Raw genomic sequence first — 25,262 nt, 5'->3', positions numbered from 1 at the left:
TTAGTCCTTTGTGGTGAAAATGAAAGAAGTTATAGCATAAATTAATTAATTTATGTTTAGTATAATGGCACTTCAAAATGAAATTTAAGGAAAACGATGAAAGAAATACTCACAAAAGAGCTTAAAGAACAATACAAGCGTGAATTTGAAGACTTGCTTGAAAAGGGCATTATTGAAGAGGGTAATGTGAAATTTTTACAAAAGCTCATCGATAAGGCAGAAGATAACACAGAGGCTATTTTTATCAAAGCCTTAGCGACTAGGTATAAACGCACGGGCTTTCATTTTGATGTGAGACTGGAAAAAACGTAAGATGAGATGATTAAATATTTTGAAAAAGATGAAAAGCTTAGTTTTGATAATGGTGGCGTAATGCACCGCCTCATCATAGGCGATAACTACCCAGCCCTTTTAAACCTACTCATCACGCATAGAAATAAGATAAAGGTTATTTATATGGACCCACCTTATAGTAAAGATACTATGGGAAAATACGCTCAAACAAATTATGATAATGCTATCACAAGGGATAATCTACTTTCTATGCTTTTTACAAGACTAAGCCTTGCAAAAGAGCTTTTGCGTGAGGACGGCGTGATATTTTGTAGCATTGATGATAGGAATCAAGCCTATGTCAAGGGGCTTTTTGATGAAGTGTTTGGGGAGGGAAATTTTATTTTTTGTGCTTCAAGACTTATGAAAAAGGGTGGGAAAAGCACTGCAACAATCGCAAAAAATCACGATTATATAATTTGCTATGCAAAAGATATAAATTATATGGAAGATTTTTGTTTAGATGAAAGGGATTCTAAAAAATTTATTTTAGAAGATGAGCATATTGATGAGCGGGGCAGATATGCTTTAACACAAACATTAGATTATGGTTCTTTGCAGTATTCTAAAAATATGGATTATCCTATTGAGATAAGTGGCAAAACTTTTTATGCTGGAACAAGTTATGATAAATTTTTAGAGCGACAAAACGGAAAACACGGAACAACCGATTGGGTATGGCGTTGGTCTAAATCCGCTGTTGAGTGGGGATTAGAAAATGGTTTTATTGTTGTAAAAAACAATAGAATCTATACAAAATCTTATGAAAAATGTCGCAAAAAAAACGGAAAAAATGAAATTGAATTTTTAGAAGGAAAAGCATATACGACACTTTCTTTTTTAGAAAATGAAAACTCAAACGATAATGGGAAAAAGGAATTAGATTCTATTTTAGCAGAGGGAAATTCTAACGCACCATTTAAGAATCCAAAACCTAGCACACTTATCAAAAACTTATTAAAAATGGTTTCATCATACAATAATAACATAGATTCTAAAGCTATCCTCACAAATGGGGGGGGGGGGGGGGGAAACTCTCCGCATAGCCTAAACTACGAGCCTGAAATCATCTTAGACTTTTTTGCTGGAAGTGGCACCACAGCCCACGCCGTTATGGAGCTTAATCGCGAGGACGGAGGAAAGCGCCAATGTATCTTAGTAACAAATAATGAAATCACAGAGCTTAATCCAAACGGCATAGCCCACGATGTAACCGTAAAACGCCTAAAGCGTATAATGAGTGGGGAATGCTATGACGGAAGTAAAAATTTCAAATGGTGCGAAAAAAATGAACCTTATAAAGATAGCCTTGAAGTGCTAAACATAAAAGAAATAGCCGACAATGATGAAGAAATTTTTAAAGAGATAGATGAAAGGCTTTATGGTAAAAACTTTTCTAATATCCACGATAAAATAGAATGGGTTTGTGAAAATTTTGAAAAAACTTGCGTGAGAGAAAAAGAAAAGGAAGAAAATGACTAAAATTAATGAACTTCAAGAAAATTGCGTAGATGATATACTTTCTTTATTTTACGGCGAAAAAGATGAGATAAGCATAAAAGCACCCACAGGAAGTGGCAAAACGCATATGATGGCTATGCTTATGCATAGGCTTTTGAGCGAAGATGATAGTTTTATTTTTCTTGTTTCAAGCCTTTCTAAGGGGGATTTAGCCGAGCAGTGTTATAAAAGCTTTAAGCAAAATAGTGAGCGAACTTTTACAAATTTAAAGCCTTATTTAATCTCAACAGGCAATGAAAATAGCAAAAATACAGAATATAGCATCCATATAGACTGGGGGCATAATGTCTATGTTTTACCAACAAATCAATTTACAAGCACTTCACGCATAGGCAAGGAAAGCACTTTGGTGCATTTTATTTTAGCGTGTGAAAGAGAGAGAAAAAAGCTCATCTTAATAAGAGATGAGAGCCATATCGCTACAAATAATCTAAACACCCTTAAAACGCACTTTTTAAAAACTATCCATTTTTCAGCTACTCCAAAAAATGATAAATTTGATGTGGAATTAAGCGAAAGCGAAGCGGTTGAGGCAAAACTAATCAAAGAAGTTAAATTTATAGATAATAGCCACGATGAGCTTGAAATAGGACTGACAAAAGCCTTGAGGCATTTTAAAAGTGAAATTATACCCATTTATAAAAAGCAAGGCATCGTCCCTGCTTTTATCATTCAAATCTCAAATATGGCTAAGGGCGAAGAGCAATTTCAAGCTATCGTAGAAATCATAGAAAAACAAGGACTTGGGTGGGTAAGCTTTGTCAGTGATGAGAAAAAATACGACACAAATAACGCCTTAATTAAAAGTAAAAATAAAAAAATGTGGCGAGAAAAGATTAAGGAGCATAACTATCCCATTGAAGTGATTATCTTTAAAATGGTGATTACTGAGGGCTTTGATATACCTAGAGCTTGTGTTTTATACCAAGTAAGAGACACGAGCTCAAAAATTCTTGATGAGCAAGTGATAGGAAGAGTAAGAAGAAATCCTTGTCTAACAAATTTTGATAAACTTGATAAGCAGACAAAAGAGCTTTTTAGCAAGGCTTACATTTATGGAATGAAGCCTCAAACTAAGGGTAGTAAAAAAGTATGGTTAAGAGATGAAGAGCTTTTGAAAGAAAATAAAATCATACAGGAATTTAAAGTCCCCTTTAAATCCTTTAAACTTAAAAAAATACCTATGGAAAACATTGATATTAGCGAATGTATGCAAAACACCTTGACGCATAAAAGCATTTTTAAAGCCTATAAAGAACTAAATAAGTGCGATGAAGTGCTAAAAGATAAGCTAAAAGACTATATAACGGATTATAAAAAGTGGTTTGATTGTATCAATAACTTAGAAGCGATAAAAGAAAAATGCGAAAAAGTCGTTGAAAGCTATGAAAAAGACTATGGCGAGGTAATAAAAATTGCCGAGGGTTTAAGAAGCAAGAATTATGCCTTTATGGATAAAACAGGTATATTTTATCCTTTTGAAGACTGCATTTGGACGGATAATAAGGATAATGAATTTTTTTATGATAGTGAGGCTGAGCTTGAGTGGTTTAAAATCCTTAATAACTTAAAGCGAAAATGTGCTAAATTCGTTTTCATAGACGATAGAGAAATTTATTTATTTGGTAAAAACTACCCTTATCAATCAAACGCGAAATTTGACTATTATCACGGCTCTATACACACTAGCTATCCTGATTTTATCTTTAAGGATAAAAAAGATACCATTCACATTTTTGAAGTCAAAAGCATAAATAGCAAAAAAGGTGGCAGCGCAGAATTTGACAAGCAAAGATATGAAGGGAAAATAAAGCAACTCAAAAAAGCCTACCTCTTTGCAAGCAAAGAAATAGAATATGTGTTTTATTTACCCATCAAGCAAGGTGAGAGTTGGGACATTTATAGCTATGAAAACGGAGTGGAAAAAAATATGAATAAAGCGCAATTTGAAGACTACCTAAAGGCTAGAAATAAAGATAGCTAAAAACGCAAAAGCGAAGTTGTAAATTGATAAAACTTCACTTTTGCGATGGTATTTTTAAAATTTACGCCCATTTTTACCGGCGATGATGAAACGCAAAGCGTTAAGCTTAATAAAGCCTTCCGCGTCTTTTTGATTATACACTTCATCTTCTTCAAAGGTGCAAAAAGCAGCGTTAAAGAGACTGTCATTTGCACTTTCACGCCCTACGACCATTACATTGCCCTTATAAAGCTCCAGCCTTACTCTACCATTAATAAATTTTTGGCTTTCATCGATGAGAGCTTGAAGCATTAGCCTTTCAGGTGAAAACCAAAAGCCATTATAAATTAAATGTGCATATTTTGGCATAAGCTCATCTTTTAAGTGTGCTGCCTCTCTATCTAAAGTAATGCTTTCAATCGCCCTGTGTGCTTTAAGCAAAATCGTCCCGCCAGGTGTTTCATAGCAACCCCTACTTTTCATACCCACAAAGCGATTTTCTACGATATCAAGACGCCCTATTCCGTGCTTAGCACCTAGTTCGTTAAGTTTGCTTAAAAGTCCTGCGGGGCTTAAAAGCTCTCCATTTATCGCTACCAAATCGCCTTTTTTAAATTCAAGCTCGATGATTTCACTTTCATTTGGCGCTTCTTTTGGGCTTTTTGTCATTCTCCACATATCATCTTCAGCCCTCATCGCTGGGTCTTCTAAAACAAGCCCTTCGTAAGAAATGTGAAGCAAATTTGCGTCCATTGAGTAGGGGGACTTGCCCTTTTTCTTGGAAATATCTATGCCGTGTTTTTCCGCGTAAGCTAAAAGTTTTTCACGGCTATTTAAATCCCACTCCCTCCAAGGTGCTATGATTTTTAAATCAGGATTAAAAGCTAAGTAGCCAAGCTCAAAACGCACTTGGTCATTTCCCTTACCCGTAGCGCCGTGACTCACAGCATCAGCTCCTGTTTTAATGGCAATTTGTGCCTGAGTTTTAGCGATTAATGGGCGTGCTATACTCGTGCCTAGTAGATACTCTCCCTCATAAATGGCATTTGCTCTAAACATAGGAAAAATATAATCTCTAACAAATTCATCTCTTAAGTCTTCGATAAAAATATTTTCCTTCTTTATGCCAAGTGCCAAAGCTTTCGCCCTTGCTGGTTCAAGCTCCTCGCCCTGCCCTATGTCGGCTGTAAAGGTAACAACTTCACACCCATACTCATCTTGAAGCCATTTTAAAATAATACTTGTATCAAGCCCACCAGAATAAGCCAAAACAACTTTTTTCACATCACTTTTCATCGCAACTCCTTTAAAAAATTCTAGGAATTCTAGCAAAAAAGGCTTAAGTTTAAAGCAAATTTTGTTCCAAAAAGTTTTTTAATTTGCATTTTTTTGCTAAAATTCTCCTTATGAGAGTGGATAAATTTTTAAATGTGGTTAATATTACAAAACGCCGTAGCATAGCAGAAGATATGTGTAGAAGTAAGGTCGTAGATATCAATGGCATCATCGTAAAGCCTAGTAAAGATGTTAAAGTGGGCGATATTATCACGCTTCATTTAAACGAGTGTAAGGAAAGCTACAAAGTCCTTGCCTTGCCCATTAGCAAAAACATACCTAAAAATGCACAAAATGAATATGTGAGCAAATTGTGAGCGAATTTATCCTAGCTCAAAATGAGCTTGAAAAACTTTTACTTAGTCTTCCAAGCGAGGGCGTTATATTGCTACGCGGCGATTTGGCTAGTGGAAAAACAAGCTTAATTCAAGCTTTACTTAAAATGCTTAAATTTGATGAAAATCCAAATTCCCCCACATTTTCCTTAATGCAAAGCTACGAAAAAAATGGAAAAAAAATTTATCATTACGATATTTATCAAGTGGGACTTAGTGGCATTTTGCAAAATGGCTTATTTGAAAATTTGTTCGAAGAGGGTCTGCACTTGGTAGAATGGGGCGATGAAGCATTAGAAAAAGCATTAAGGAAAATGAAAATCAAGCCTTGTATTATAGAAATTTTTCCTTTAAATTCCAAAAGAAAGTATGTGATTTATGAGTAAATTAGAAGTTTTGCATTTAGAAAAAATTATCAAAAAAACAAAAATTATACACGACATTTCACTTGAAATTCAAAGTGGAGAAGTTGTAGGACTTTTAGGTCCCAATGGAGCGGGTAAAACGACAACTTTTTATATGATTTGCGGGCTTATCACACCAAGTGGAGGCAAGGTAATACTAGATGGCACAGACATCACAAAAGAACCGCTTAATAAAAGAGCAAGGCAAGGCATAGGCTATTTACCACAAGAAAGTAGCGTTTTTAAGGATTTAAGCGTAGAGGATAATCTGCTTTTAGCTGCAGAAATTTTCTATAAAGATAAAAAACTCTTAAATGAAAAAGTCGAAAAAATGCTAGAGCTTTTAAGCATAGAGCCTATACGCTTAAGAAAAGGATTAAGCTTAAGTGGGGGAGAAAGAAGGCGTTGTGAAATCGCAAGAAGCCTAATGTGTGAGCCTAAATTTCTACTTTTAGACGAGCCTTTTGCTGGGGTTGACCCTATCGCTGTGGCCGAAATTCAAAATCTCATCAAAGAGCTTAAAAAACTTGGCATTGGAATTTTAATCACCGACCACAATGTCCGCGAGACTTTAGCGATATGCGATAGAGCTTATGTGATTAGACAAGGTTCGCTTTTAGCAAGTGGAGATGCAAAAGAAATCGCACATAATAAAGATGTGAAAAAATATTACCTAGGAGCGGAGTTTAAACTCCTTGATTAATGTTAAAGCAAAAATTAGTCCAAAGTCCCAAAACAAAGCTTTCTAACACTCTACGCTCTTGGCTTCCCATTTTACAAGCTAATATTGAAGATTTAAAAGAAAGCTTAGATAAATTCGCAGAGGACAACCCATTTTTAACCATACAAGAAAAGACGCAAACACATCAAAATGGCAAAAATTATTACGATGGCTTTTTTAAAAACAACGCCCAAAGTGAGCTTTTGGAGCAAAAAGCTATCACACAAAAAAGCGTATGGGAGCTACTAAACGAGCAAATTTCCCCTCCCCTTTTTCCTACAAGTAAATCTCAAAATATCGCCTATAAAATCATAGAATGTCTTAATCACGAGGGCTATTTTGAATATGATGAAGAAATTTTAAGTCCTTTTTCTAAGGAAGAAGTAGAAAAAATTCGCAAACGCTTTAAATTCTTAGAGCCTGTGGGCGTTGGAGCTGTGGATTTTAAAGAGGCTTTTTTATTTGCCTTAGAAAATGAAGAACTTGAAGGCGAGCTTTATGAATTTATCCAAATGCTCATTTTAGATTTTGAAAATATCCAAAAATATACAAAAGAAAAGCTCTATAAAGAAGCCATTGAAGTCATTAAAAAATTTTCCATTCCGCCTTTTTTGGAGTATTTTGAAGAAAGCAGGGTTATAGTGCCTGATATTTTTATTTTTAAAGAAAATGGCGAGATAAAAGTTAAAATCAACGATGAATACTACCCAGAAATTTGCATAGAAACAGACGGATTAGAACACGAATTTTTAAGTAGCTATCTAAAAGAGGCGAGAAATTTGGTTGATGCGCTTTCTATGCGTAAAGCGACCTTGTATAAAATAGGACTAATGATAGTTGAGCATCAATATGAATTTTTCTTAGGAAAAGAAATCAAACCTATGACTTTAAAAGATTTGGCTGATGATTTAGAACGCAACGCCTCCACCATCTCAAGAGCCATTGCAAATAAATATCTAAGTTGCGATAGAGGGCTTGTTCCCCTCAAAGACTTTTTTGCCTTTGCACTTGATGGAGAGGGCGAAACCTCAAACACTAGCGTTAAAGATTTTGTAGCAAATTTAGTAAAAAACGAAAACAAGCAAAAACCTTTGAGCGATAGCAAAATTTTAGAACTTATCCTAGCAGAATTTAAAGTCGATATAGGAAGAAGAACGATTACTAAATACCGCAAACAGCTCAACATCGCAAGCTCAACAGATAGAAAGAAATTCTACGAGCTAGAAGGCTCGTAGAAATTTTAGAACGGCCACACCGCCTCGATAAACTTACTTCCCCAAGGTTTTCTGGTGCTTCTATCCACTTCACCCTCAGTTTTATAAAGTATCTTCGCATCGGCTATATATTTACTATCTATCGTGTTATCCTGTCCTATATCATAAGGACGAATCACACCGCTAAGCTGGATAATTTGCTTCTCGCCGTTTATCAAAAGTTCTCTTGAGCCCTCGATAAAATAATTCCCATTAGAAAGAATTTTAATCACCCTTGTTGAAATAGTTGTATTAAAACTTTCATTTCTACTTTGTGTGCCTGTGCCTGTGTAGTTGTTCGTGCTATTAGTTCGAAAGCCTATATTAGAATATGCGTTAATTCTATTTAAAACCTTATTCGCCGCACCCGTGCTACCCGTTAAAGCACCACCACCCAAATTTGCATTATTTGTTCTGCTTGTGGTTTTGTTCGCCTGTGTGCTTTGAGTTGTGCTTTCTTGAATAACAACCGTTACCAAATCATTAACATTCATCGCTTTTTTATCGGAAAATAAAGGATTATCCCCCTTGCCAAAAAGAGAACCAGGTGCTGATTCTACATTATTACTCTGCTTTGGAGCAAGCTCTTCAACATAAGTTGGTGGCTTCATAGATATTTCAGGATCTACCACCGCACTACATCCAAAAAATGCAAATGGTAACACATATACGAAAACTTTTTTCATTTCTGTCCTTTGATATGAATTTTTTTGTATTTTTTCGTTACAATAATTTCAAACACTTGAAAGCAAAGAGCGTTCCAAGTTTAACTTAAAAGGAGAAAAACAATGGCAAATCTTTACCTTATGCGGTCAAAAAGTGATGATTTAAATACTCTTATTACAAAAAAACTTCTAGCAAATTACACGAAGCATTACAAAAACATAGCGATTTACTGCCCCGTCATTTATGAACATAGAATAGCCGTAGTGCAAGAGTGGCTTGAAGAATTTAATCTCAAACAAAACTCAAAAGAAAGCTATGGTTTTACCCTACGCGACGCGATGAACGCCTTTAGTCATAACCCTCACGATTTTTTTAACAAAATTTTAGAAGAATATGAGAATTTGAAAGCAAGATATGATTTTGTTTTAGTTACAAGTTTTTCAGAATTTGGCATTTTAGATGGTTTTGAACTAAGTGTAAAACTCGCTAAAAATCTCAACACCCCAGTCGCAGCAATCATAGACAACGCCGACAAAAACATCGCTAAGAAAATTTTTGACACAAGTCTTAAGGGGAAAGATTATGCACTTATAGACGAGAATTTTGATTTTAATCAAATCATTAATTTAAAAGAATATGACTTCATCACGCCTAATCGCTTTAAATTTGAACTCATTAAAAAAAGCGTAAAAAATAAAAAAGTCGTTGTCTTGCCTGAAAGCGATGATGAAAGAATCTTAAAAGCAAGTGAAATTTTACTTAAAAGCAATGTGGTCAATCTCATCTTACTTGGAGATGAAGCTAAAATCAAACAAGACGCCGCTAAGCTTGGCTTAGACATTAAAGGTGTCGAGGTGTTAAACCCCGCGAATTCTCCCTTAAATGAAGAATTTGCCGCTATGCTTTATGAAGCAAGAAAGGCTAAGGGGATGAGTTTAGAAGAAGCCACAAAACTAGTTAAAGATAGAACTTATTTTGGCACAATACTCGTGCATAGTAAAAAAGCTGACGCTATGGTAAGTGGTGCTTCAACCACCACAGCCGAAACAATACGCCCAGCCCTTCAAATCATCAAAACCAAAGAGGGGGTAAATTCTGTCTCGGGTATCTTTTTTATGGGGCTTGAAGATAAGGTTTTAGCTTTTGCAGATTGTGCGGTGAATCCCAACCCAACAGCCGAGCAACTCGCTCAAAGTGCTTATGTAAGTGCTTTAAGTGCGAAAGCTTTTGGACTTGAGCCTCGCATTGCAATGCTTTCTTATTCTAGTGGAGATAGCGGTAAAGGTGAAAGTGTAGATTTAGTCAATGAAGCTTTAAAAATCGCTAAGAAAAATTACCCAGAATTACAAATCGATGGTCCTATGCAATTTGACTGCGCTTATGATGCAAAAACAGCCGCAAAAAAAATGCCAAATTCTACAATCGCAGGTAAAGCAAATGTTTATATTTTCCCAGACCTTGACGCAGCAAATATCTGCTATAAAGCCGTGCAAAGAACGGCAAATGCCCTTGCCATAGGTCCTATTTTGCAAGGACTTAAAAAACCTGTTAATGATTTAAGTAGGGGGTGTTTAGTGGAAGACATCGTAGATACAGTAATCTTAAGTGCAATACAAGCACAATGAAGGATAGAAAATGAAAATTTTAGTTCTAAATTCAGGCTCTTCCTCTATCAAATTTAAGCTTTTTGACAATAGGGTTGTTTTGGCAAGCGGTTTAGTGGAAAAGATAGGTAATAATCAATCCAAAATCGAACTAAAAAACGCCAAAACAGGCACAAAAATGCGCCGTGATACGCACATAGGAAATCACGAAAAAGGTTTGCAATTAGTCGAGGAACTTTTTAGCGAAAGTGGGATTTTAAAAGATTTAAGTGAGCTTGATGGCTGCGGACATAGGATAGTTCACGGAGGGAAAAATTTAACGGAGCATTGCTTGGTAAATGATTTTGTATTAGAAGAAATCGACCGCGTTAGCGCCATAGCCCCACTTCACAACCCAGCCCACCTAGCGGGGATTAAAACAATGCTTAAAGCTGCTCCAAGAGTGCCAAATGCGACCATTTTTGATACGGCTTTTCATAAAAGTATGCCCGATTATGCCTATATGTATGCGCTTCCTTATGATTATTATACGGAATATAATATTAGAAAATATGGCTTTCACGGCACTTCGCATTCTTATGTTAGCTCAAGGGCGGCAGCCTTAATGAATAAAGAAAAAATTAATGCCATAAGCGCACATCTTGGAAATGGTGCAAGTGTTTGCGCCATAGAAAATGGTAAAAGTATCGACACTTCTATGGGTTTTACGCCACTTGAGGGCTTGATGATGGGAACAAGATGTGGAGACATCGACCCAGCAACCCTACCTTTCATCGCTAAGGCAAAAAATTTAAACGCTGATGAGCTTGATACTATGATGAATAAACAAAGTGGGCTTTATGGAGTTTGTGGTTATAATGATTTTCGTGATATCATTAGCGAAATTCAAAATGGCAATAATCTCGCTCGTCTTGCCCTTGATATGTATTGCTACCGCTTGGCAAAATACATCGGTTCTTATTTTGCCATTTTGCCACACACGGAGGCTTTAATTTTTACTGCTGGAGTGGGGGAAAATGCCTCTGTTGTGCGTAAAATGACCTGTGAAAGACTAAGACATTTAGGCTTTGAGCTTGACGAAGAATTAAATAAAAAAAATGAGAGTGGAGAAAGGGAAATTAGCACTCCAAATTCTAAAGTCAAAATTTTCATTATCCCAACGGACGAGGAACTTGAAATCGCCAAAATCACAGAAGAGCTGATTAAAAAAGCTTAAATTTACAAGGCTTAGTGATTTAAAACCTTATTTAAAAATTCTCTAAGCCTTTCATTTTTTGGATTAGAAAAGACGCTCATAGGACTTTCATCGACTGCGATTTGCCCCTTATCCATAAAAAAGATGCGATTTGCCACATTTTTGGCAAAACCCATTTCGTGCGTAACAACAAGCATTGTTAAACCCTCTTTTGCCAAATCTTTCATTATGTTTAAAACCTCGCCTATCATTTCAGGATCAAGTGCGGAAGTCGGCTCATCAAATAATATCACATCAGGATTCATCATCAAGCTTCTAGCTATGGCTATGCGTTGCTTTTGTCCGCCAGAAAGCTTATGTGGCATATAGGCTTTTTTATCTGCTAAACCGACTTTGGAAAGTAAAATTTCCGCCCTACTTATCGCCTCATCTTGACTTAAAATTCCTGTTTTAATGGGTGTTAAAGTTAAATTTTCAAGGACATTTTTATTAGCAAAAAGATTAAAGTGCTGGAAAACCATACTTACCTTTTGGCGAATTTTATTAATATCAACTTCCTTATCTAAGATATTTTCCCCTTGTATGAAAATTTTACCACTATCCGCAAGTTCAAGTTTATTTAAACATCTTAAAAAAGTGCTTTTTCCCCCACCGCTTGGTCCTATCAAAGCGACCACATCGCCTTTTTGAATTTGGGTATTTATATTTTTTAAAACCTCCAAATCCCCATATCTTTTACACAAATTTTCAGTTTTAATCATTCTTATTTAGCCTTTTTTCAAGTATTCTCACGCCCAAACTAAAAATTTTCACACTTACATAATACACAAGACCGGTAAAAATAATAGGCTTAGGATTATAAAGTACAGCCTGCAAACTCTTACTTTGCATTGTGATATCCACCACGCTAATAAACCCTACCACAGAAGTTTCTTTAAAAAGAGAAATAAACTCATTTGCAAGGGCTGGAAGGATGTTTTTAACCGCTTGAGGCAAAATAATCTCTTTCATCGTGCTTTGATAATCAAGCCCCATAGCCCTAGCTGCCTCCATTTGCCCCCTATCAACGCTATTAATCCCACTTCTTACAATCTCAGCGATATAAGCGGAGCTATTAAGCCCAAGTGCCAAAATCGCCGCATAAAGATTGTCAAAAAAAGTGAAAATCACAAAGGCAAAAATCATCAGTTGCAAAATCACAGGAGTGCCACGGATAATATCAATAAATTCATCGATTAAGAAATTTAAAACCTTAAAAGGAGAAAAGCGCGCAAGAGCCAAAATAAAGCCAAAAACAACGCCGATTAAAACCGCACAAAAAGTGAGCAAAATGGTTACGCCATAGCTCAATACATAAGCCCTAGCATTTGGCGTAAAGGCATAATGCGTCCCATTTTCGCCATTTACTTGTAAAATTTCATAAGGGAAAGAAAAATATCCCCACAAAATAATTATGGTAAAAAATACAAAAGTTTGCATTCCTTTTTGAGTCAAAATGAAGCCTTATCGTTGAAATTTTAAAGTCCAAATTTTAAAAAAATAATCTTTTATTTTTCTTTAAAGATTTAAAAAAATGTGTTAAAATTTTCAAAATTTAAGGAGCTAAAATGGCAATTTTAGAATTTATTTTAATCTTCATTTTTGTTTTAATGATGACATTTTTAATTATAGGTTTTAATAGGCAAATCCAAGAGAAAAATAAAGAAAAAGAAAAAAGATTTGAAAAATATAATAAAAACAAATTTAAGGAAAAATGATGAGAAAAAGTATAGTTGATTTCAAAAAACAAAAAGAAACTCAAGATAAAATCACTATGGTTGCAGCGTATGATTATCCTAGCGCTAAGGCTTTAGATGAGGCTGGAGTGGATATTATTTTAGTCGGCGATTCTGTGGCAATGGTGCTTTTAGGACACGAGGATACGCTAAGTGTCAGCGTGGAGGAAATGCTTATCTTCAATAAAGCCGTCTCAAGAGCCTCTCAAAACGCCTTTGTCTTAGCTGATATGCCTTTTATGTCTTACCAAAGCTCGACTTACGATGCTTTGCAAAATGCCGCTAAATTTATTAAAATTGGTAGAGCAAATGGCGTAAAACTTGAGGGCGGAAGAGAATTTAGCGAGTGTATAAAAGCCTTGAGCCGTGCCTCTATCCCGGTAGTCGCTCACATAGGTCTCACTCCACAAGCAATCAATGCTATGGGAGGATATAAAGTGCAAGGCAAAAGTAAAGAAGCCGCGCAAAAACTCATCGATGACGCTAAAGCTGTGGAAGATGCGGGTGCTAGTATGGTTTTAATGGAGTGTGTGCCAAGCAAACTAGCCAAAAAAATCACAGAAATTTTACAAGTGCCTACCATAGGTATAGGGGCTGGGAAGCACTGCGATGGGCAGGTTTTAGTTTATCACGATTTTTTAGGACTTCATCAGGGTTTTAAGCCTAAATTTGTAAGAAAATTTGCCGATTTAAACCCAAATGAGGGCATAAAAGCCTACATTAATGCCGTAAAAAGCGGCGAATTTCCAAGTGATGCACATAGCTTTTCTTTGGAAAATGATGAATGGATAGAGCAATTATATTAAGGAAAAAAATGCAAATAATAGAAAATATCGCGGATTTAAAAAAAATTATCAAAGAGTGGAAAAGTCAAGGTTTAAGCATAGGCTATGTGCCAACTATGGGCTACTTACACGAGGGACATTTAAGCCTAATTAAAAAAGCGTCTAGCAATGATAAAGTTGTCGTTAGCATTTTTGTCAATCCTATGCAATTTGGCGTCAATGAGGATTTAGAAAGCTACCCAAGAGACTTGCAAAGAGACGCAAAACTTTGTGAAAATGAGGGCGTGGCGGTGCTATTTGCGCCAAGCGTTTTAGAAATGTATCCTAAAGGCTTTAGCACTTATGTGGATATGAACTCGCTGACTGATAAACTATGCGGAGCGAAAAGAGAGGGGCATTTTCGTGGCGTTTGCACCGTTTTGATGAAATTTTTTCATCTTATCGAGCCTAACACGGCGTATTTTGGACAAAAAGACGCCCAGCAGTGTGCTGTGGTAAAACATATGGTTGAAGACTTGAATTTAAATCTTAACATAGAAATTTGCCCTATCGTAAGGGAGGAAGATGGACTTGCAAAAAGCTCTCGCAATGTTTATCTAAACGAAGATGAAAGAAAGGCAGCTTTAGTGCTTTCAAGAGCTGTTTTTTTAGCACAAAATTTAATCCAAAAAGGCGAAAGAGAGGGTAAAATTATCCTTAAAGCAATGCGTGAAGAATTAGAAAAAGAAAAGCTTGCTAGGATTGATTATATCGAGCTTGTCAATCCCAAAACTATGGAAAATTTAGAACGCATCGAAGATAGTGTTTTGGGTGCTTTAGCCGTTTATATAGGAAAAACGAGGCTCATAGATAATTTTTTAATGCAAAGTCTTAAATCCTAAATAAGTATTTTTAGATAAAATGCTATCTTTTTAAGGTTTTTTTATGAGTATGGGTGAAATTATCGTTATTTTAATTGTCGCTATTTTGGTGTTGGGACCTGACAAGCTTCCCGATGCCATCGTTCAAATGGCTAAAATCATCAAAGCCATTAAACGCAATATCAATGACGCAAAGGCTGGTATTGAAAAAGAAATTCGCATTAAAGAGCTAAAAGACGAAGCGAAAAAATACCAAGATGAATTTTCCATAAGCAACGAAAATATACGCAAAAAGCTCAGCTTTGAAGAATTTGACGATTTAAAAAGAGATATTTTAGATAAAGCCAAAGTTGATTTGACCTTTGACAGCAGAGAAAAAGAAAATTTAACGCCAAAAACTCCTACGGAAAAAACAAATGTTTGAAGAATTAAAACCACATTTAATCGAACTTAGGAAAAGATTGCTTATAAGCGTGTTATGCGTTATCGTGCTATTTTTTGTTTGCTTCGCTTTTAATAAATATATCCTAGATATCCTTACTATGCCTCTTGAAGCCGTTTTGCCTGAAATTTCTAAGCAAATTAATTTTATCGAAATGGCAGAGCCTTTATTTACAGCGATGAAGGTGGCATTTTTTGCGGCTTTTTTATTTTCTTTACCTGTGATTTTTTGGCAGTTTTGGAGTTTTGTCGCACCGGGGCTTTACGATAATGAAAAACGCCTCGTTGTGCCTTTTGTGCTTTTTGCGAGTTTGATGTTTATTCTTGGGTGCGTGTTTTGCTATTTTGTCGTTGTGCCTTTTACTTTTAAATTTCTCATTGATTTTGGTGCAAGTGTGCAAAATTTCAAGCCTATCATTAGCATAGGGGCTTATGTAGGCTTTTTTACAAAATTAATGGTAGCTTTTGGCTTGGCTTTTGAAATGCCTGTTTTGACTTATTTTTTCGCTAAACTAGGCTTAGTTGATGATGCTTTTTTAAAAAGGCAATTTAGAATCGCCGTTTTAGTCATCTTTATCTTTTCTGCGATGATGACCCCACCTGATGTTTTTTCGCAATTTTTACTCGCTATCCCACTTTGTGGGCTTTATGGAATTTCCATTTTAATCGCCAAAAAAGTCAATCCCGCTCCAAAAGATGACGCACAATAAGAGCCAAAATGCACGAAGATTTAAAACTCTGCAATTATGATTATTTCCTACCAAAAGAGCAAATCGCCTCCCACCCTATCTACCCAAAAGAAGCTGCGAAGCTTTTGATTTACGAGAGGGAAAAAGACAAAGTTACACATTCTCATTTTGCAAATTTAATGCATTTTTTGCCAGATTGTGCGATATTTTTTAACGATACTAAAGTCATTAAAGCTAGAATTTATGGAAAAAAAGAAAGCGGAGGGAAGATTGAGCTTTTTCTCCATTCTAGCGTGGGTGAGTTTGAATTTATCGCACAAATTAAAGGCAAAGTTAAAAAAGATGAAATTTTATATTTTGAAAAGGGGCTAAGTGCTGAAATTTTGGAGCTTTACGATGATGGCTTGAGAAAAGTCTGCTTTAGGCAAAATGAAACGACACTTAGCACCCCAGCACTTTACGCCCTTTTAGAAAAGATAGGGCATATCCCCCTACCCCCCTACATCAAAAGAGCTGATACGCTTAAAGATGAAAGCGATTATCAAAGCATTTTCGCTAAAAATTTGGGTGCTGTGGCAGCCCCTACGGCAAGTTTGCATTTTAGCAAGATGATGTTAGAAGAGTTAAAAAAACGCCACGAAATTCACACCCTAACCCTACACATCGGTGCTGGGACATTTAAAAGCGTAGAATGTGAGGACATAAGAGAGCATAAAATGCACAGCGAAATTTTTCACATTGATGAAAATGCAAAAGCTTGTATCGATAGTAAAAAAGCTATTTTAGGCGTGGGGACGACTGCGACTAGAAGCATTGAGCATTACGCTAGAAGCGGAATTTGTAGCGGAAAATGTGATTTATTTTTACACCCCTTAAATAGACCCATAAGACAAAATTTTTTACTCACAAATTTCCACTTGCCAAAATCCACTCTCATTATGCTAGTATCCGCTTTTATAGGGCGTGAAAAAACTCTAGCCCTCTATAAAGAAGCGATTGAATTAAACTATCGTTTTTATTCTTACGGGGATGCGATGCTAATTATTTAATCTAGACTCCATTTTTTTTGATATAATCCCCTCAATCAACAAAATTCCAAAAACCAAAACATTAAACCACCAATAAAGGAAAACGCTATGATAAACAATCCCAACTCAGCCATACAAAGAATGAAAAATCATCTCTCTTATAAATTAGGACAAGAGCTTATTGCATTTAACACGAGGAAAAAATGAACCAGCCAACTCTCGCATTGATTGCAACGAGAAAAAGATTTATCAATTATTGTTCTTACCAAGTTGAAACACTTGTGGGGGGGGGGGGGGGTAGTAAGCTCTGCACTTTAAAATTTCAATTTTCTTTCTTACTCATAAAAACCTTACTTAAATCTTCAAATTTAAAAGCCTATAAAGAAGTCAAACCTCTTTTAAAAACATCTTATATTCCTTTAAAAATTTTACTTTTACAAAATTTATCTTTTGTCTCACAACATTTTGATGAAGTCAATTTATGGCTCAATTCTAAAGAATTTAAAGACAAATATGAAAGGGAAAACCACCCTTATCCTCCTTTGTTAGACCCTGACAAGCTTAATGATGAAAATTATATTTTAAATTATGAGAAAATTCCTGCTGAAAAAGCTTGGGAGATGAATTTACCTTTGCCGAAAAATTATAAATTTGCATTTTTTATTTACGGAAGTTCTGCACACGAAGCGATGATGGATTTTTTTCAAGCGAGTTTTAATTTAATTTTTCATCCCATAACAGATGGTTTAAATGAAATTAATCCTCAAGATTTCTACTCCACAGAATTTAAAGATGTTGCAGCCTTTACTAGATGGTATTGGATATATAAAAAATTTGATGAAAAAGGGGTTTATTTAAGTGCTGATTTACCTTTTATCATTTTAGTAAGAGACCCTATTGGCAGGATAAAACATAGGGCAAATCACGGAGGGATAAAGAGAGGTAAAAGCCACAATACTTCCTTTCATCTTAATGATAACATTGACGAAGTTTTGGATAGAAAAAGATTTTATCAACAAAGCCCCTATCCAACCTTAGGCGCTATACCCTCTTTAATCAAACAATCCCAACTTGTCAATTTTTCTTACACAAGCACAGCTAAAATTTGCAATAAAGAAGTGTATTATATCGATGCGAGTGAAGTCAATCCTGATAAGGTAATGGATAGTATGAGAAAATATGCTAAGTTTTTTGGAAAAGATTTGGATGAAGAGAGATTAAAAGGCTTGGAGGAATTTTTAAAACAAAAGAAAATGACGGAACTAAGATACATTATCCCACTCACTCTAAAAATCCGTTCTTTAAATTTAGAAATTTGCCTTAAAGGAAGAAAGGGGAATCTTAAGGATTATGCTAAAGAACTCGTTGATAAAGATTTAGAGAATTTAAAGGTATTTGACATCATCGCTTTAGCAATGAGTGAGGAAGACTTTAAAGCTTTAAAAGAAGATGAAAAATTATTTAATGAAACAAAAATTTATCTTAATGAAACAAAAATTTATCTTAATGAATTTGTTAAAAAATTAGATAATTTAAGGCAAAAATATGTTGAAACTTATGTGAAAAAAAAGATGTATTAGAATATCTTAAAACATACAAATACGAAGCCCTAACTCTTAAAAAAGTTTTGGATAAAGAATTTACCCACATTAAAGAAAATCGCCCTGACATTGTTGCTTCGTGGAAGTATTATGGGGAATTTGAGAGGATGTGTGGGGAATTTAATAAAGAAAATTAAAAACAAAAAAGTAGAAAGCATAAAAACTTCTACTTTTTCACATAACAAAATTTACTCAAAATCCCACAATTTTATTTTTATCAAAACTTCCATCAAGCTCTTTTTTAATGCTTTCTAAAAAATCGCTCATCATAAACACCCCGTCCTTTGACACAGCTGTTTTTAATGCTGTATTTTTTACCACCATTAAAATTTGCGCTCCACTTAGCTCATATTTGGCTAAAGTTTCAAGCTCAAAAGCTTTTTCAAATTCCGCATTTTTAGGTAAGAATTTTTCCCACATCTTAAGCCTATCTTTAAAATCAGGCTTTTTAAATTCTATCTTTAAGTCAAAACGCCTAGAAAACGCACTATCAAGACTTTCTAAAAAATTTGTTGTGGCGATTAAAACGCCACTAAATCTTTCAATTTGCTCCAAAAAAATATTTTGCATTTGATTGTGCATTTTATCGCTTCCGCTACCTCCCTCCACGCGGGTGCTTAAAAACTGGTCGGCTTCATTAAGTAGCAAAATGGGACTTTGTTTGCAAGAATTAGAGATGTTTTTATAAGTATCAAAAATTTTACGCACATTTTGCTCACTCTCTCCCACCCATTTGCTTAAAATTTTCGAGCAGTCAAAACTCAAAACAGCTTTTTTCATCGATTTTGCTACGCCAAGAGCGGACATCGTTTTACCCGTGCCGGGCGGTCCATAAAAGATGATTTTCGCTTCTATATTTTTAGAGCTTTTTATCCCCCACAAACTCAACCTTTCAAGCACCTTTTTATCCTGCTGTCTTAAAACATTACTTAAAAGTTCCTTAGTATTTTGAGGCATTATAATGTCATTAATGTCGATATTTGGCTCAATAAGCTCAAAAATTTCTTGCTCTTTGACAAGGCTTTCAAGCTTGATTTTTTGATTTTGCTTTGTGGGAGAATTTATCACTCTTTCCAAAACCCCATCGCTAATAAAAAAGCTCTTAGAAAGCTCTCCAAAAACATTTAAATACTCATCATACTCCACCAAAAAAGAAGATAAAAGCTTGGAATCATCTTCCAAAAGCTTTTTATTTTGCCGCATTTCAAGCTCATTCTCACTAATCAAATTTAGCAAGGCATTTTGCTCTCTTCGTTGATTTTCGTTGTTTGGGGTGTATTCCTCTTTTAAAAGTGCTAAAAAGAGAATTTGCTCTTTAGCGTTTAGGGCGTGTTCTTTAAAAATGGCATTTAAGACATTATAAAATTTACTAAGCCTTAAACGCTCTTTAATATATTTTTCAAAATCCTTAATATGCTTTTTTAGCACCGCACAATACTCGCTCTGCCTCACAAAAGAAAGTCTTTCATAAAGCTCCACTCTTAAAAACTCATCTTTTAAATATTCTAAATAATCGCCATAAGCTCTAATTTTAGGCACTTTAAAATCGACATTACTATCTAAAAAATCTAAAAAATACTGACTAAGACTAAGCTCACTCTGCAACAAAACAAGCTTAGAATTACTTAATTTATTAGAATCTATATTTTTTAAAAATCCCAAACTACTCGTTACAAAACCACGCTTAATTAAATTTTTTAAATCCCCCAAATAATCCAAATAAACATAATGCCTCTCTCCAAAAATCCCCACAAGCAAACTAAAGGCGCTCACAGAAGCATTTGCATTGACATAATTTTTACAAAGCTCTTTTAAAATTAAAGCCTCATTTTTAGAGCATTTAAGCCTTTGGTAAAGTTTGCTTTGTTCAATTTCATTATGATTTAAAAATTCTTTAAGCTCAAGCATATCGTCCCCTAAAAACGTCTTATTATTATCTTAAGACCGGAAATTTCGTCCTTAAAATGAAGCTTTCCTTCACACACTTCATATTTTATCACGCTATCTTTATGGTGTAATTCTTGAGTGAAACCGCAGGAATTATGTGTTAAATTTTTAGCTTTAAAAAGTGGTTTTGCCTCCAAAATATCTCGCAAAAAATCATCATAATAAACATTTTGCAAATATTTTTGATTAAACTCTTTTTTTGCATAGCAAACCCCATTAAGACAAATTTTTTTCTTAATATTGAGCTTAAAAAAGGGCTTTGCAAATTTGTAAAGCTCTAAAGAAAGTGTGGAGTTTTCACTTTTTAAAAAGCCAACCTCATTGATTTTAAAGCTAGAAGAAGTGATTAAAACCTGCATACTTTGTGCTTTTTGACTTTCATTTTTCACAGCACAAGCACACAAAAACAACGCACACAAAAGGCTAAAAAAATATTTCATTTTAAATTTTTAAAACTAAGATTAAGCTCTAAATCAAGCTCTTTTACAAGCTTCATTACCGCTTGCAAATCATCGATTTGCTTTGCGCTCACACGCACTTCCTCGCCTCTAATTTGAGAGCTAACCTTAAGCTTACTATCCTTAATCGCCTTATTAATCTTCTTTGCATTTTCACTATCTATGGTATCATTTACCTTTAAATTTAGCTTAAAAACAGCCCCGCTCTCACGCGAAAGCTCCTTAATGCCTTTAGGATTTATCCCCCTTTTTATCAGCTTTGAAATGACAATGTCCTTTAAAACATCGAGTTTTGCCTCACTTGAGCATAGAAGTTTAAACACGCTTTCTTTTTCATTAAATTCCAGCTCACTCTTCACGCCCTTTAAATCATACCTGCTTTCAAGCTCTTTTTTTGCTTGCTCTAGAGCATTTTTTAGCTCTCCACAATCAACCGCCCCACTAATATCAAAACTATGCTCACTTGCCATTTTCCACCCACTCTTTCAAATTTTCATAAACCTTTTGCACCAAAGTCTTTAAGCTCTCTTTACTCGCCCAAGCGATGTGCGGAGTGATTAAAAGATTATTTTTATTTTTCACACTTAAAAGAGGATGATTTTTAAGCATAGGTTCATTTTCTAAAACATCAAGCCCAACCCTAAAATTCCTCTCATCTAAAACTTTTGCCAAATCTTGCTCATTAATAATTCCTCCACGCCCTACATTAATCAAAATCGCCTCATCTTTAAGCAAAGTAAGCTCTTTATAAGAAATTAAATTTTTCGTTTTTTCATTTAAAGGTGCGTGAATGCTGATAATATCACAAGTTTTCAAAAGCTCTTCAAGGCTTATTTTTTCATAACTTGCGTCATTATTTGCCCCACTTGTAGAGTAATAACATACCTTTGAGCCAAAAGCACTAGAAATTCTAGCCACTTCTTTACCTATCGTTCCAAGCCCTATAATGCCGTGTTTTTTACCATTTAAATCGCTAAGCATTTGCGTAAAATCTGTGAAAATTTCACTCTCACACCACTTGCCATTTTTTACCCAGCCATTATAAAATGTCGTTTGGTTTAAAAAAGCAAACATCAATGCAAAAGTATGCTGCACCACGCTCTTAGTCGAATATCCAGCGACATTTTTAACGATAATGTTTTTTTCTTTGGCATACTCAACAGCGATATTATTAACCCCAGTGGCAGTTTCTAAAATGAGTTTTAAATTTGTATTTTGAAGTACATTTTCATCTAAAACGACCTTATTCACCATAGCCACATCTGCACCCTTAAGCCTTTCGACCACCTTGTCTTTTGGCGTGGTTTCATAGCTTATAAATTCTCCAAATTCATTAAACTGACTTAAATCCGCCCCGCCCAAAGTCGCAGAGTCTAAACATACGATTTTCATTTTTACTCCTTATTTAATTTCTTTTTCAAAAGCTCATAAGCCTCATTAATCTTTTGAAACTTCTCTACGCCCATTTTAAGCTCTTCTTCGCTGACATTATTAGCGTTTAGGATATCTGGGTGATATTTTTTAGCTAGGATTCTATATTGTTTTTTTACCTCGCTCAAATTCGCCCCAATGCTTAATCCCAAAAGCTCATAAGCCTCATTTTCACTTAGCTCTTTTTTAGGACTTTTAAGACGTGAAAGATTTTCTATAAAAGCGTCAAGCTCCATTTTTGCTATATTAAAAGCTCTTGCGATTTGCTCTAAAAGCTCTCTTTTTTTAGCATTAAATTCCCCGTCAATCAAAGCCATAAAAACAAGCACTCTAAGCACATTTAACCGCTCATTTTTAGGAAGCGGAACTTCTTTTAAAAAATCTTTCGCCACTTCAAAAACATCGTCTAAATTTTCCTTATGCTCATTAAAACTTGCCTTTAAAAAGGCTCTTTCTTTTTCACCTTTTGCATTTGCGTCCAAAAGCTCACTTATCATCTCGGCTTCTTTTTGGCTGACCCTACCATCGCTTTTAGCAATCTTTGCCAAAAGAGCGATAACATAGTAGTTCATACGCCTTTTAAGCTCTTCAGCCCTCTCTTGCATTACTCCACTTGCAAATCCTCTTGCAAAACCTTTAGCTCCACGACTTGCCGAATTTAAAAATTCGCTTTTGCCCCATTTTTTATAATACAAATAAAAAACCAAAGCCACTAAAACAACAAGAAGAATTCCACTCATAACATTTGCTCTTTAAAACTCTCAAAATACAATTTTTTAAGCTCTTCACAGCTTAAATTAATGGAATCTAAAATAAAACGCTCCTCTTTCGTGCTAAACCCTAATCTAAAAGCTTTCACGCCACATTCTTTTGCTAAATTTAAAAATGCTTCTTCATCACTTACACCCACAATAGCCCTTGAAGCACTCTCATCAAAAAGCCACGCTTCATCTTTAAATTCGCTTTTTAAATCAACACCCACACAAGAAATAGCGACCATTTTCGCTACACTCAAAGCCACGCCACCAACGCCCACGCTGTTTGCACACTCTAAAAGCCCCTTTTTATTTGCACTTAAAAGCAAATTCCAAAGCGCAAGCTCTGCTTCATAATCCACCCCTCTCATATTTCCAGCTACTTTTTCATCTTGCACTTTCATCGCCAAAGACGCCCCAAATTCTCCAAAACTCTCACCTAAAAGATAAAGAGCGGTATTTTCTTTTTCTATCCTAGCTTTAAGGGTTAAATTTGCGTCCTTTTGTAGTCCCACGCCCACTATGGTAGGACTTGGATAAATGCTAACGCCGTCCGTTTCATTATATAAAGAAACATTACCACTTACCACAGGTGTATTTAAAGCCCTACAAGCTTCTTTTATCCCCTCGCAACCCTGTGCAAACTGCCACATTACTTCGGGATTTTGCGGATTACCATAATTTAGACAATCACTTACCGCCAAAGCCCTAGCCCCAGCACAAGCTATCTTTCTCCCCACAGTTGCCACAGCCATAGCCGCACCCTCTTTGGGATTAATATAATTAAGCCTAGAATTACATTCCATAGCCATAGCTAAAGCCGCACCATTTTCTTTAACTCTTAGCACACTCGCACCCAAAGCGCCGTCAGTTTTTAGGGTATTTGTCCCTACACTTGAGTCAAATTGCTCGTAAATGAAAGCCTTATCATTCACACATTCATTACTTAGCATTTGCTTAAAAAGCGCATTTGCGGAAAGCTTTAATTTAAACCGATACTCTTTAATCTCCTCCAAATAGTAAGGCTTTCTCACAGCCCTATCTAAAATAGGAGCTTTCTCACTCAAAGGCTCGATAGGGATAAGCCCCACTCTTTCATTATGCCAAAAAAGCTCCATCAAACCAGTATCTGTAACCTCGCCCATCACCACAGCGTCAAGTTCCCATTTTTTAAAAATTTCTATAACCTTATCCTCATAGCCTTTCTTGGCACAAATAAGCATTCTTTCTTGACTTTCACTTAGCATTAATTCATAAGGATTCATACCTTCTTCACGCATAGGCGTTTTGTCTAAATAAAGCCTCATTCCACTTCTACTACGCCCAGCCATTTCAAAGCTACTTGAAGTAAGCCCTGCTGCACCCATATCCTGTATGCCTACGATATAATCCTCTTTAAAAAGCTCCAAACAAGCTTCCATTAAAAGTTTTTCACTGAAAGGGTCGCCAATTTGCACAGTTGGGCGTAGCTTTTTACTCTCTTCACTAAAACCAGAAGAACTCATCACCGCTCCACCAAGTCCATCGCGTCCCGTTTTTGAGCCCACATAAATGACAGGATTTCCCACGCCCTCCGCTTTAGCGTAAAAAATATCCTCTATTTTACAAATTCCAAGCGCAAAGGCATTGACTAAAATATTACCATTAAAGCAAGGTTCAAAAGCACATTCTCCACCGATTGTTGGCACACCCATACAATTTCCATAATGAGAAATTCCACTCACCACACCTTTTACAAGATATTTTTGATGTTTGGCAACCTTTTCATCTCTAATATCGCCAAATTTTAAAGAATTTAGCCCCGCAACAACCCTAGCTCCCATAGTAAAAACATCTCTTAATATCCCCCCCACACCTGTTGCAGCACCAGCAAAAGGCTCGATAAAACTTGGGTGATTATGACTTTCTACCTTAAAAACAGCAGCCATACCACCGCCTATGTCAATCACACCTGCATTTTCTCCCGGTCCCTGTATCACCCAAGGTGCTTTTGTGGGAAAGCCATTAAGGTATTTTTTACTTGACTTATAAGAGCAATGCTCACTCCACATCGCAGAAATTACACCAAGCTCAAGTAAATTTGGCTCCCTACCCAAGATATTTAAAATTTCAGCATACTCTTCATCGCTGATTTTATGTGCTTTTATCGTTTCTTTATCCAT

At 35.5% G+C, this 25,262-nt stretch carries 26 protein-coding genes and 1 pseudogene; 17 read left to right on the top strand and 10 right to left on the bottom strand.

Annotated elements, in window-relative coordinates; genetic code table 11:
- The first annotated feature begins 96 nt into the window (after positions 1-96).
- Genes CHELV3228_RS04185 through CHELV3228_RS04175 form a run of 3 tightly spaced genes read left to right on the top strand, consistent with a single transcriptional unit; the run spans position 97 to position 3,838 of the window.
- The gene (locus CHELV3228_RS04185) at positions 97-312 is read left to right on the top strand and encodes a hypothetical protein (protein WP_082199666.1); all 216 of its coding nucleotides are present in this window, start codon (positions 97-99) and stop codon (positions 310-312) included.
- A 6-nt stretch (positions 313-318) separates the two neighbouring features.
- Positions 319-1,815 carry a site-specific DNA-methyltransferase gene (locus CHELV3228_RS04180; protein ID WP_082199665.1) on the top strand — a complete coding sequence of 499 codons (1,497 nt, stop codon included), beginning with the start codon at positions 319-321 and terminating at the stop codon, positions 1,813-1,815.
- The gene (locus tag CHELV3228_RS04175) at positions 1,808-3,838 is read left to right on the top strand and encodes a DEAD/DEAH box helicase (RefSeq protein ID WP_082199664.1); all 2,031 of its coding nucleotides are present in this window, start codon (positions 1,808-1,810) and stop codon (positions 3,836-3,838) included. Before CHELV3228_RS04180 ends, CHELV3228_RS04175 begins: the two co-directional genes overlap by 8 nt.
- A 54-nt stretch (positions 3,839-3,892) precedes the next feature.
- On the opposite strand, the gene CHELV3228_RS04170 is transcribed toward CHELV3228_RS04175, so the two are convergent.
- Positions 3,893-5,113 (bottom strand): argininosuccinate synthase, encoded by a 1,221-nt coding sequence (locus tag CHELV3228_RS04170; RefSeq protein WP_082199663.1) that lies wholly within the window; start codon positions 5,111-5,113, stop codon positions 3,893-3,895.
- 110 nt (positions 5,114-5,223) lie between these two features.
- Between CHELV3228_RS04170 and CHELV3228_RS04165 the strand changes: the two genes are divergently transcribed.
- From CHELV3228_RS04165 to CHELV3228_RS04150, 4 genes are read left to right on the top strand one after another with little or no spacing between them, the layout of a single operon-like run.
- Positions 5,224-5,469, top strand: coding sequence for an RNA-binding S4 domain-containing protein (locus tag CHELV3228_RS04165; protein ID WP_115588788.1), 246 nt, complete (start codon positions 5,224-5,226; stop codon positions 5,467-5,469).
- The gene (gene tsaE / locus CHELV3228_RS04160) at positions 5,466-5,873 is read left to right on the top strand and encodes a tRNA (adenosine(37)-N6)-threonylcarbamoyltransferase complex ATPase subunit type 1 TsaE (RefSeq protein WP_082199661.1); all 408 of its coding nucleotides are present in this window, start codon (positions 5,466-5,468) and stop codon (positions 5,871-5,873) included. Before CHELV3228_RS04165 ends, tsaE begins: the two co-directional genes overlap by 4 nt.
- Positions 5,866-6,594, top strand: coding sequence for an LPS export ABC transporter ATP-binding protein (gene lptB, locus CHELV3228_RS04155; protein WP_082199660.1), 729 nt, complete (start codon positions 5,866-5,868; stop codon positions 6,592-6,594). Before tsaE ends, lptB begins: the two co-directional genes overlap by 8 nt.
- Positions 6,594-7,847, top strand: a complete 1,254-nt coding sequence (locus CHELV3228_RS04150) for an RNA polymerase factor sigma-54 (RefSeq protein WP_082199659.1) — start codon at positions 6,594-6,596, stop codon at positions 7,845-7,847. The genes lptB and CHELV3228_RS04150 overlap by 1 nt, the downstream gene beginning before the upstream one ends.
- A 5-nt stretch (positions 7,848-7,852) precedes the next feature.
- Here CHELV3228_RS04150 and flgH read toward each other — a convergent pair whose 3' ends face one another.
- A complete protein-coding gene (flgH, locus tag CHELV3228_RS04145; RefSeq protein ID WP_082199658.1) occupies positions 7,853-8,551 on the bottom strand; it encodes a flagellar basal body L-ring protein FlgH in 699 nt (232 codons plus the stop codon).
- 102 nt (positions 8,552-8,653) lie between these two features.
- On the opposite strand from flgH, the gene pta reads away from it, so the two are divergent.
- Together pta and CHELV3228_RS04135 are read left to right on the top strand one after the other, a co-directional pair.
- The gene (gene pta / locus CHELV3228_RS04140; protein ID WP_082199657.1) at positions 8,654-10,156 is read left to right on the top strand and encodes a phosphate acetyltransferase; all 1,503 of its coding nucleotides are present in this window, start codon (positions 8,654-8,656) and stop codon (positions 10,154-10,156) included.
- A 10-nt stretch (positions 10,157-10,166) separates the two neighbouring features.
- Entirely contained in the window at positions 10,167-11,351 is a 1,185-nt protein-coding gene (locus CHELV3228_RS04135; RefSeq protein WP_082199656.1) for an acetate kinase, read from the top strand.
- 11 nt (positions 11,352-11,362) lie between these two features.
- On the opposite strand, the gene CHELV3228_RS04130 is transcribed toward CHELV3228_RS04135, so the two are convergent.
- Together CHELV3228_RS04130 and CHELV3228_RS04125 are read right to left on the bottom strand one after the other, a co-directional pair.
- A complete protein-coding gene (locus tag CHELV3228_RS04130; RefSeq protein ID WP_082199655.1) occupies positions 11,363-12,091 on the bottom strand; it encodes an amino acid ABC transporter ATP-binding protein in 729 nt (242 codons plus the stop codon).
- The gene (locus tag CHELV3228_RS04125) at positions 12,084-12,809 is read right to left on the bottom strand and encodes an amino acid ABC transporter permease (protein WP_370445652.1); all 726 of its coding nucleotides are present in this window, start codon (positions 12,807-12,809) and stop codon (positions 12,084-12,086) included. Before CHELV3228_RS04125 ends, CHELV3228_RS04130 begins: the two co-directional genes overlap by 8 nt.
- A gap of 128 nt (positions 12,810-12,937) precedes the next feature.
- On the opposite strand from CHELV3228_RS04125, the gene CHELV3228_RS10275 reads away from it, so the two are divergent.
- The 8 genes and pseudogenes from CHELV3228_RS10275 to CHELV3228_RS10270 all read left to right on the top strand — a co-directional run.
- On the top strand, positions 12,938-13,087 hold the full coding sequence (locus CHELV3228_RS10275) for a hypothetical protein (protein WP_167562795.1): 150 nt from the start codon (positions 12,938-12,940) through the stop codon (positions 13,085-13,087).
- Complete coding sequence (gene panB / locus CHELV3228_RS04120) at positions 13,087-13,911, top strand: 3-methyl-2-oxobutanoate hydroxymethyltransferase (protein WP_082199653.1); 825 nt, start codon at positions 13,087-13,089, stop codon at positions 13,909-13,911. The genes CHELV3228_RS10275 and panB overlap by 1 nt, the downstream gene beginning before the upstream one ends.
- A gap of 8 nt (positions 13,912-13,919) precedes the next feature.
- Positions 13,920-14,771 (top strand): pantoate--beta-alanine ligase, encoded by an 852-nt coding sequence (gene panC, locus CHELV3228_RS04115; protein ID WP_082199652.1) that lies wholly within the window; start codon positions 13,920-13,922, stop codon positions 14,769-14,771.
- A gap of 43 nt (positions 14,772-14,814) precedes the next feature.
- The gene (gene tatB / locus CHELV3228_RS04110) at positions 14,815-15,174 is read left to right on the top strand and encodes a Sec-independent protein translocase protein TatB (protein WP_082199651.1); all 360 of its coding nucleotides are present in this window, start codon (positions 14,815-14,817) and stop codon (positions 15,172-15,174) included.
- On the top strand, positions 15,167-15,901 hold the full coding sequence (tatC, locus tag CHELV3228_RS04105) for a twin-arginine translocase subunit TatC (RefSeq protein ID WP_082199650.1): 735 nt from the start codon (positions 15,167-15,169) through the stop codon (positions 15,899-15,901). The genes tatB and tatC overlap by 8 nt, the downstream gene beginning before the upstream one ends.
- Before the next feature lie 8 nt (positions 15,902-15,909).
- A complete protein-coding gene (queA, locus tag CHELV3228_RS04100; protein WP_082199649.1) occupies positions 15,910-16,929 on the top strand; it encodes a tRNA preQ1(34) S-adenosylmethionine ribosyltransferase-isomerase QueA in 1,020 nt (339 codons plus the stop codon).
- A gap of 182 nt (positions 16,930-17,111) precedes the next feature.
- Positions 17,112-18,488 carry a DUF2972 domain-containing protein gene (locus CHELV3228_RS04090; RefSeq protein ID WP_082199647.1) on the top strand — a complete coding sequence of 459 codons (1,377 nt, stop codon included), beginning with the start codon at positions 17,112-17,114 and terminating at the stop codon, positions 18,486-18,488.
- Between the two features lie 29 nt (positions 18,489-18,517).
- Positions 18,518-18,646: pseudogene (locus CHELV3228_RS10270) on the top strand (DUF2972 domain-containing protein); the annotation flags it as partial.
- A 55-nt stretch (positions 18,647-18,701) separates the two neighbouring features.
- Here CHELV3228_RS10270 and CHELV3228_RS04080 read toward each other — a convergent pair.
- Genes CHELV3228_RS04080 through purL form a run of 6 tightly spaced genes read right to left on the bottom strand, consistent with a single transcriptional unit; the run spans position 18,702 to position 25,262 of the window.
- Positions 18,702-20,417 (bottom strand): AAA family ATPase, encoded by a 1,716-nt coding sequence (locus tag CHELV3228_RS04080; RefSeq protein ID WP_082199645.1) that lies wholly within the window; start codon positions 20,415-20,417, stop codon positions 18,702-18,704.
- An 8-nt stretch (positions 20,418-20,425) separates the two neighbouring features.
- Positions 20,426-20,896 carry a hypothetical protein gene (locus tag CHELV3228_RS04075; protein WP_082199644.1) on the bottom strand — a complete coding sequence of 157 codons (471 nt, stop codon included), beginning with the start codon at positions 20,894-20,896 and terminating at the stop codon, positions 20,426-20,428.
- The gene (locus CHELV3228_RS04070) at positions 20,893-21,384 is read right to left on the bottom strand and encodes a YajQ family cyclic di-GMP-binding protein (protein WP_082199643.1); all 492 of its coding nucleotides are present in this window, start codon (positions 21,382-21,384) and stop codon (positions 20,893-20,895) included. Before CHELV3228_RS04070 ends, CHELV3228_RS04075 begins: the two co-directional genes overlap by 4 nt.
- Entirely contained in the window at positions 21,374-22,306 is a 933-nt protein-coding gene (locus CHELV3228_RS04065; RefSeq protein ID WP_082199642.1) for a D-2-hydroxyacid dehydrogenase, read from the bottom strand. The genes CHELV3228_RS04070 and CHELV3228_RS04065 overlap by 11 nt, the downstream gene beginning before the upstream one ends.
- A gap of 2 nt (positions 22,307-22,308) precedes the next feature.
- Positions 22,309-23,085 carry a tellurite resistance TerB family protein gene (locus CHELV3228_RS04060; RefSeq protein ID WP_082199641.1) on the bottom strand — a complete coding sequence of 259 codons (777 nt, stop codon included), beginning with the start codon at positions 23,083-23,085 and terminating at the stop codon, positions 22,309-22,311.
- On the bottom strand, positions 23,082-25,262 hold the full coding sequence (gene purL / locus CHELV3228_RS04055; protein ID WP_082199640.1) for a phosphoribosylformylglycinamidine synthase subunit PurL: 2,181 nt from the start codon (positions 25,260-25,262) through the stop codon (positions 23,082-23,084). Before purL ends, CHELV3228_RS04060 begins: the two co-directional genes overlap by 4 nt.

This window comes from Campylobacter helveticus (assembly GCF_002080395.1).
Lineage (GTDB): Bacteria > Campylobacterota > Campylobacteria > Campylobacterales > Campylobacteraceae > Campylobacter_D > Campylobacter_D helveticus.
The sequence above is the reverse complement of the archived record's forward strand: the minus strand, read 5'-3'. Positions and strand labels throughout refer to the sequence as shown.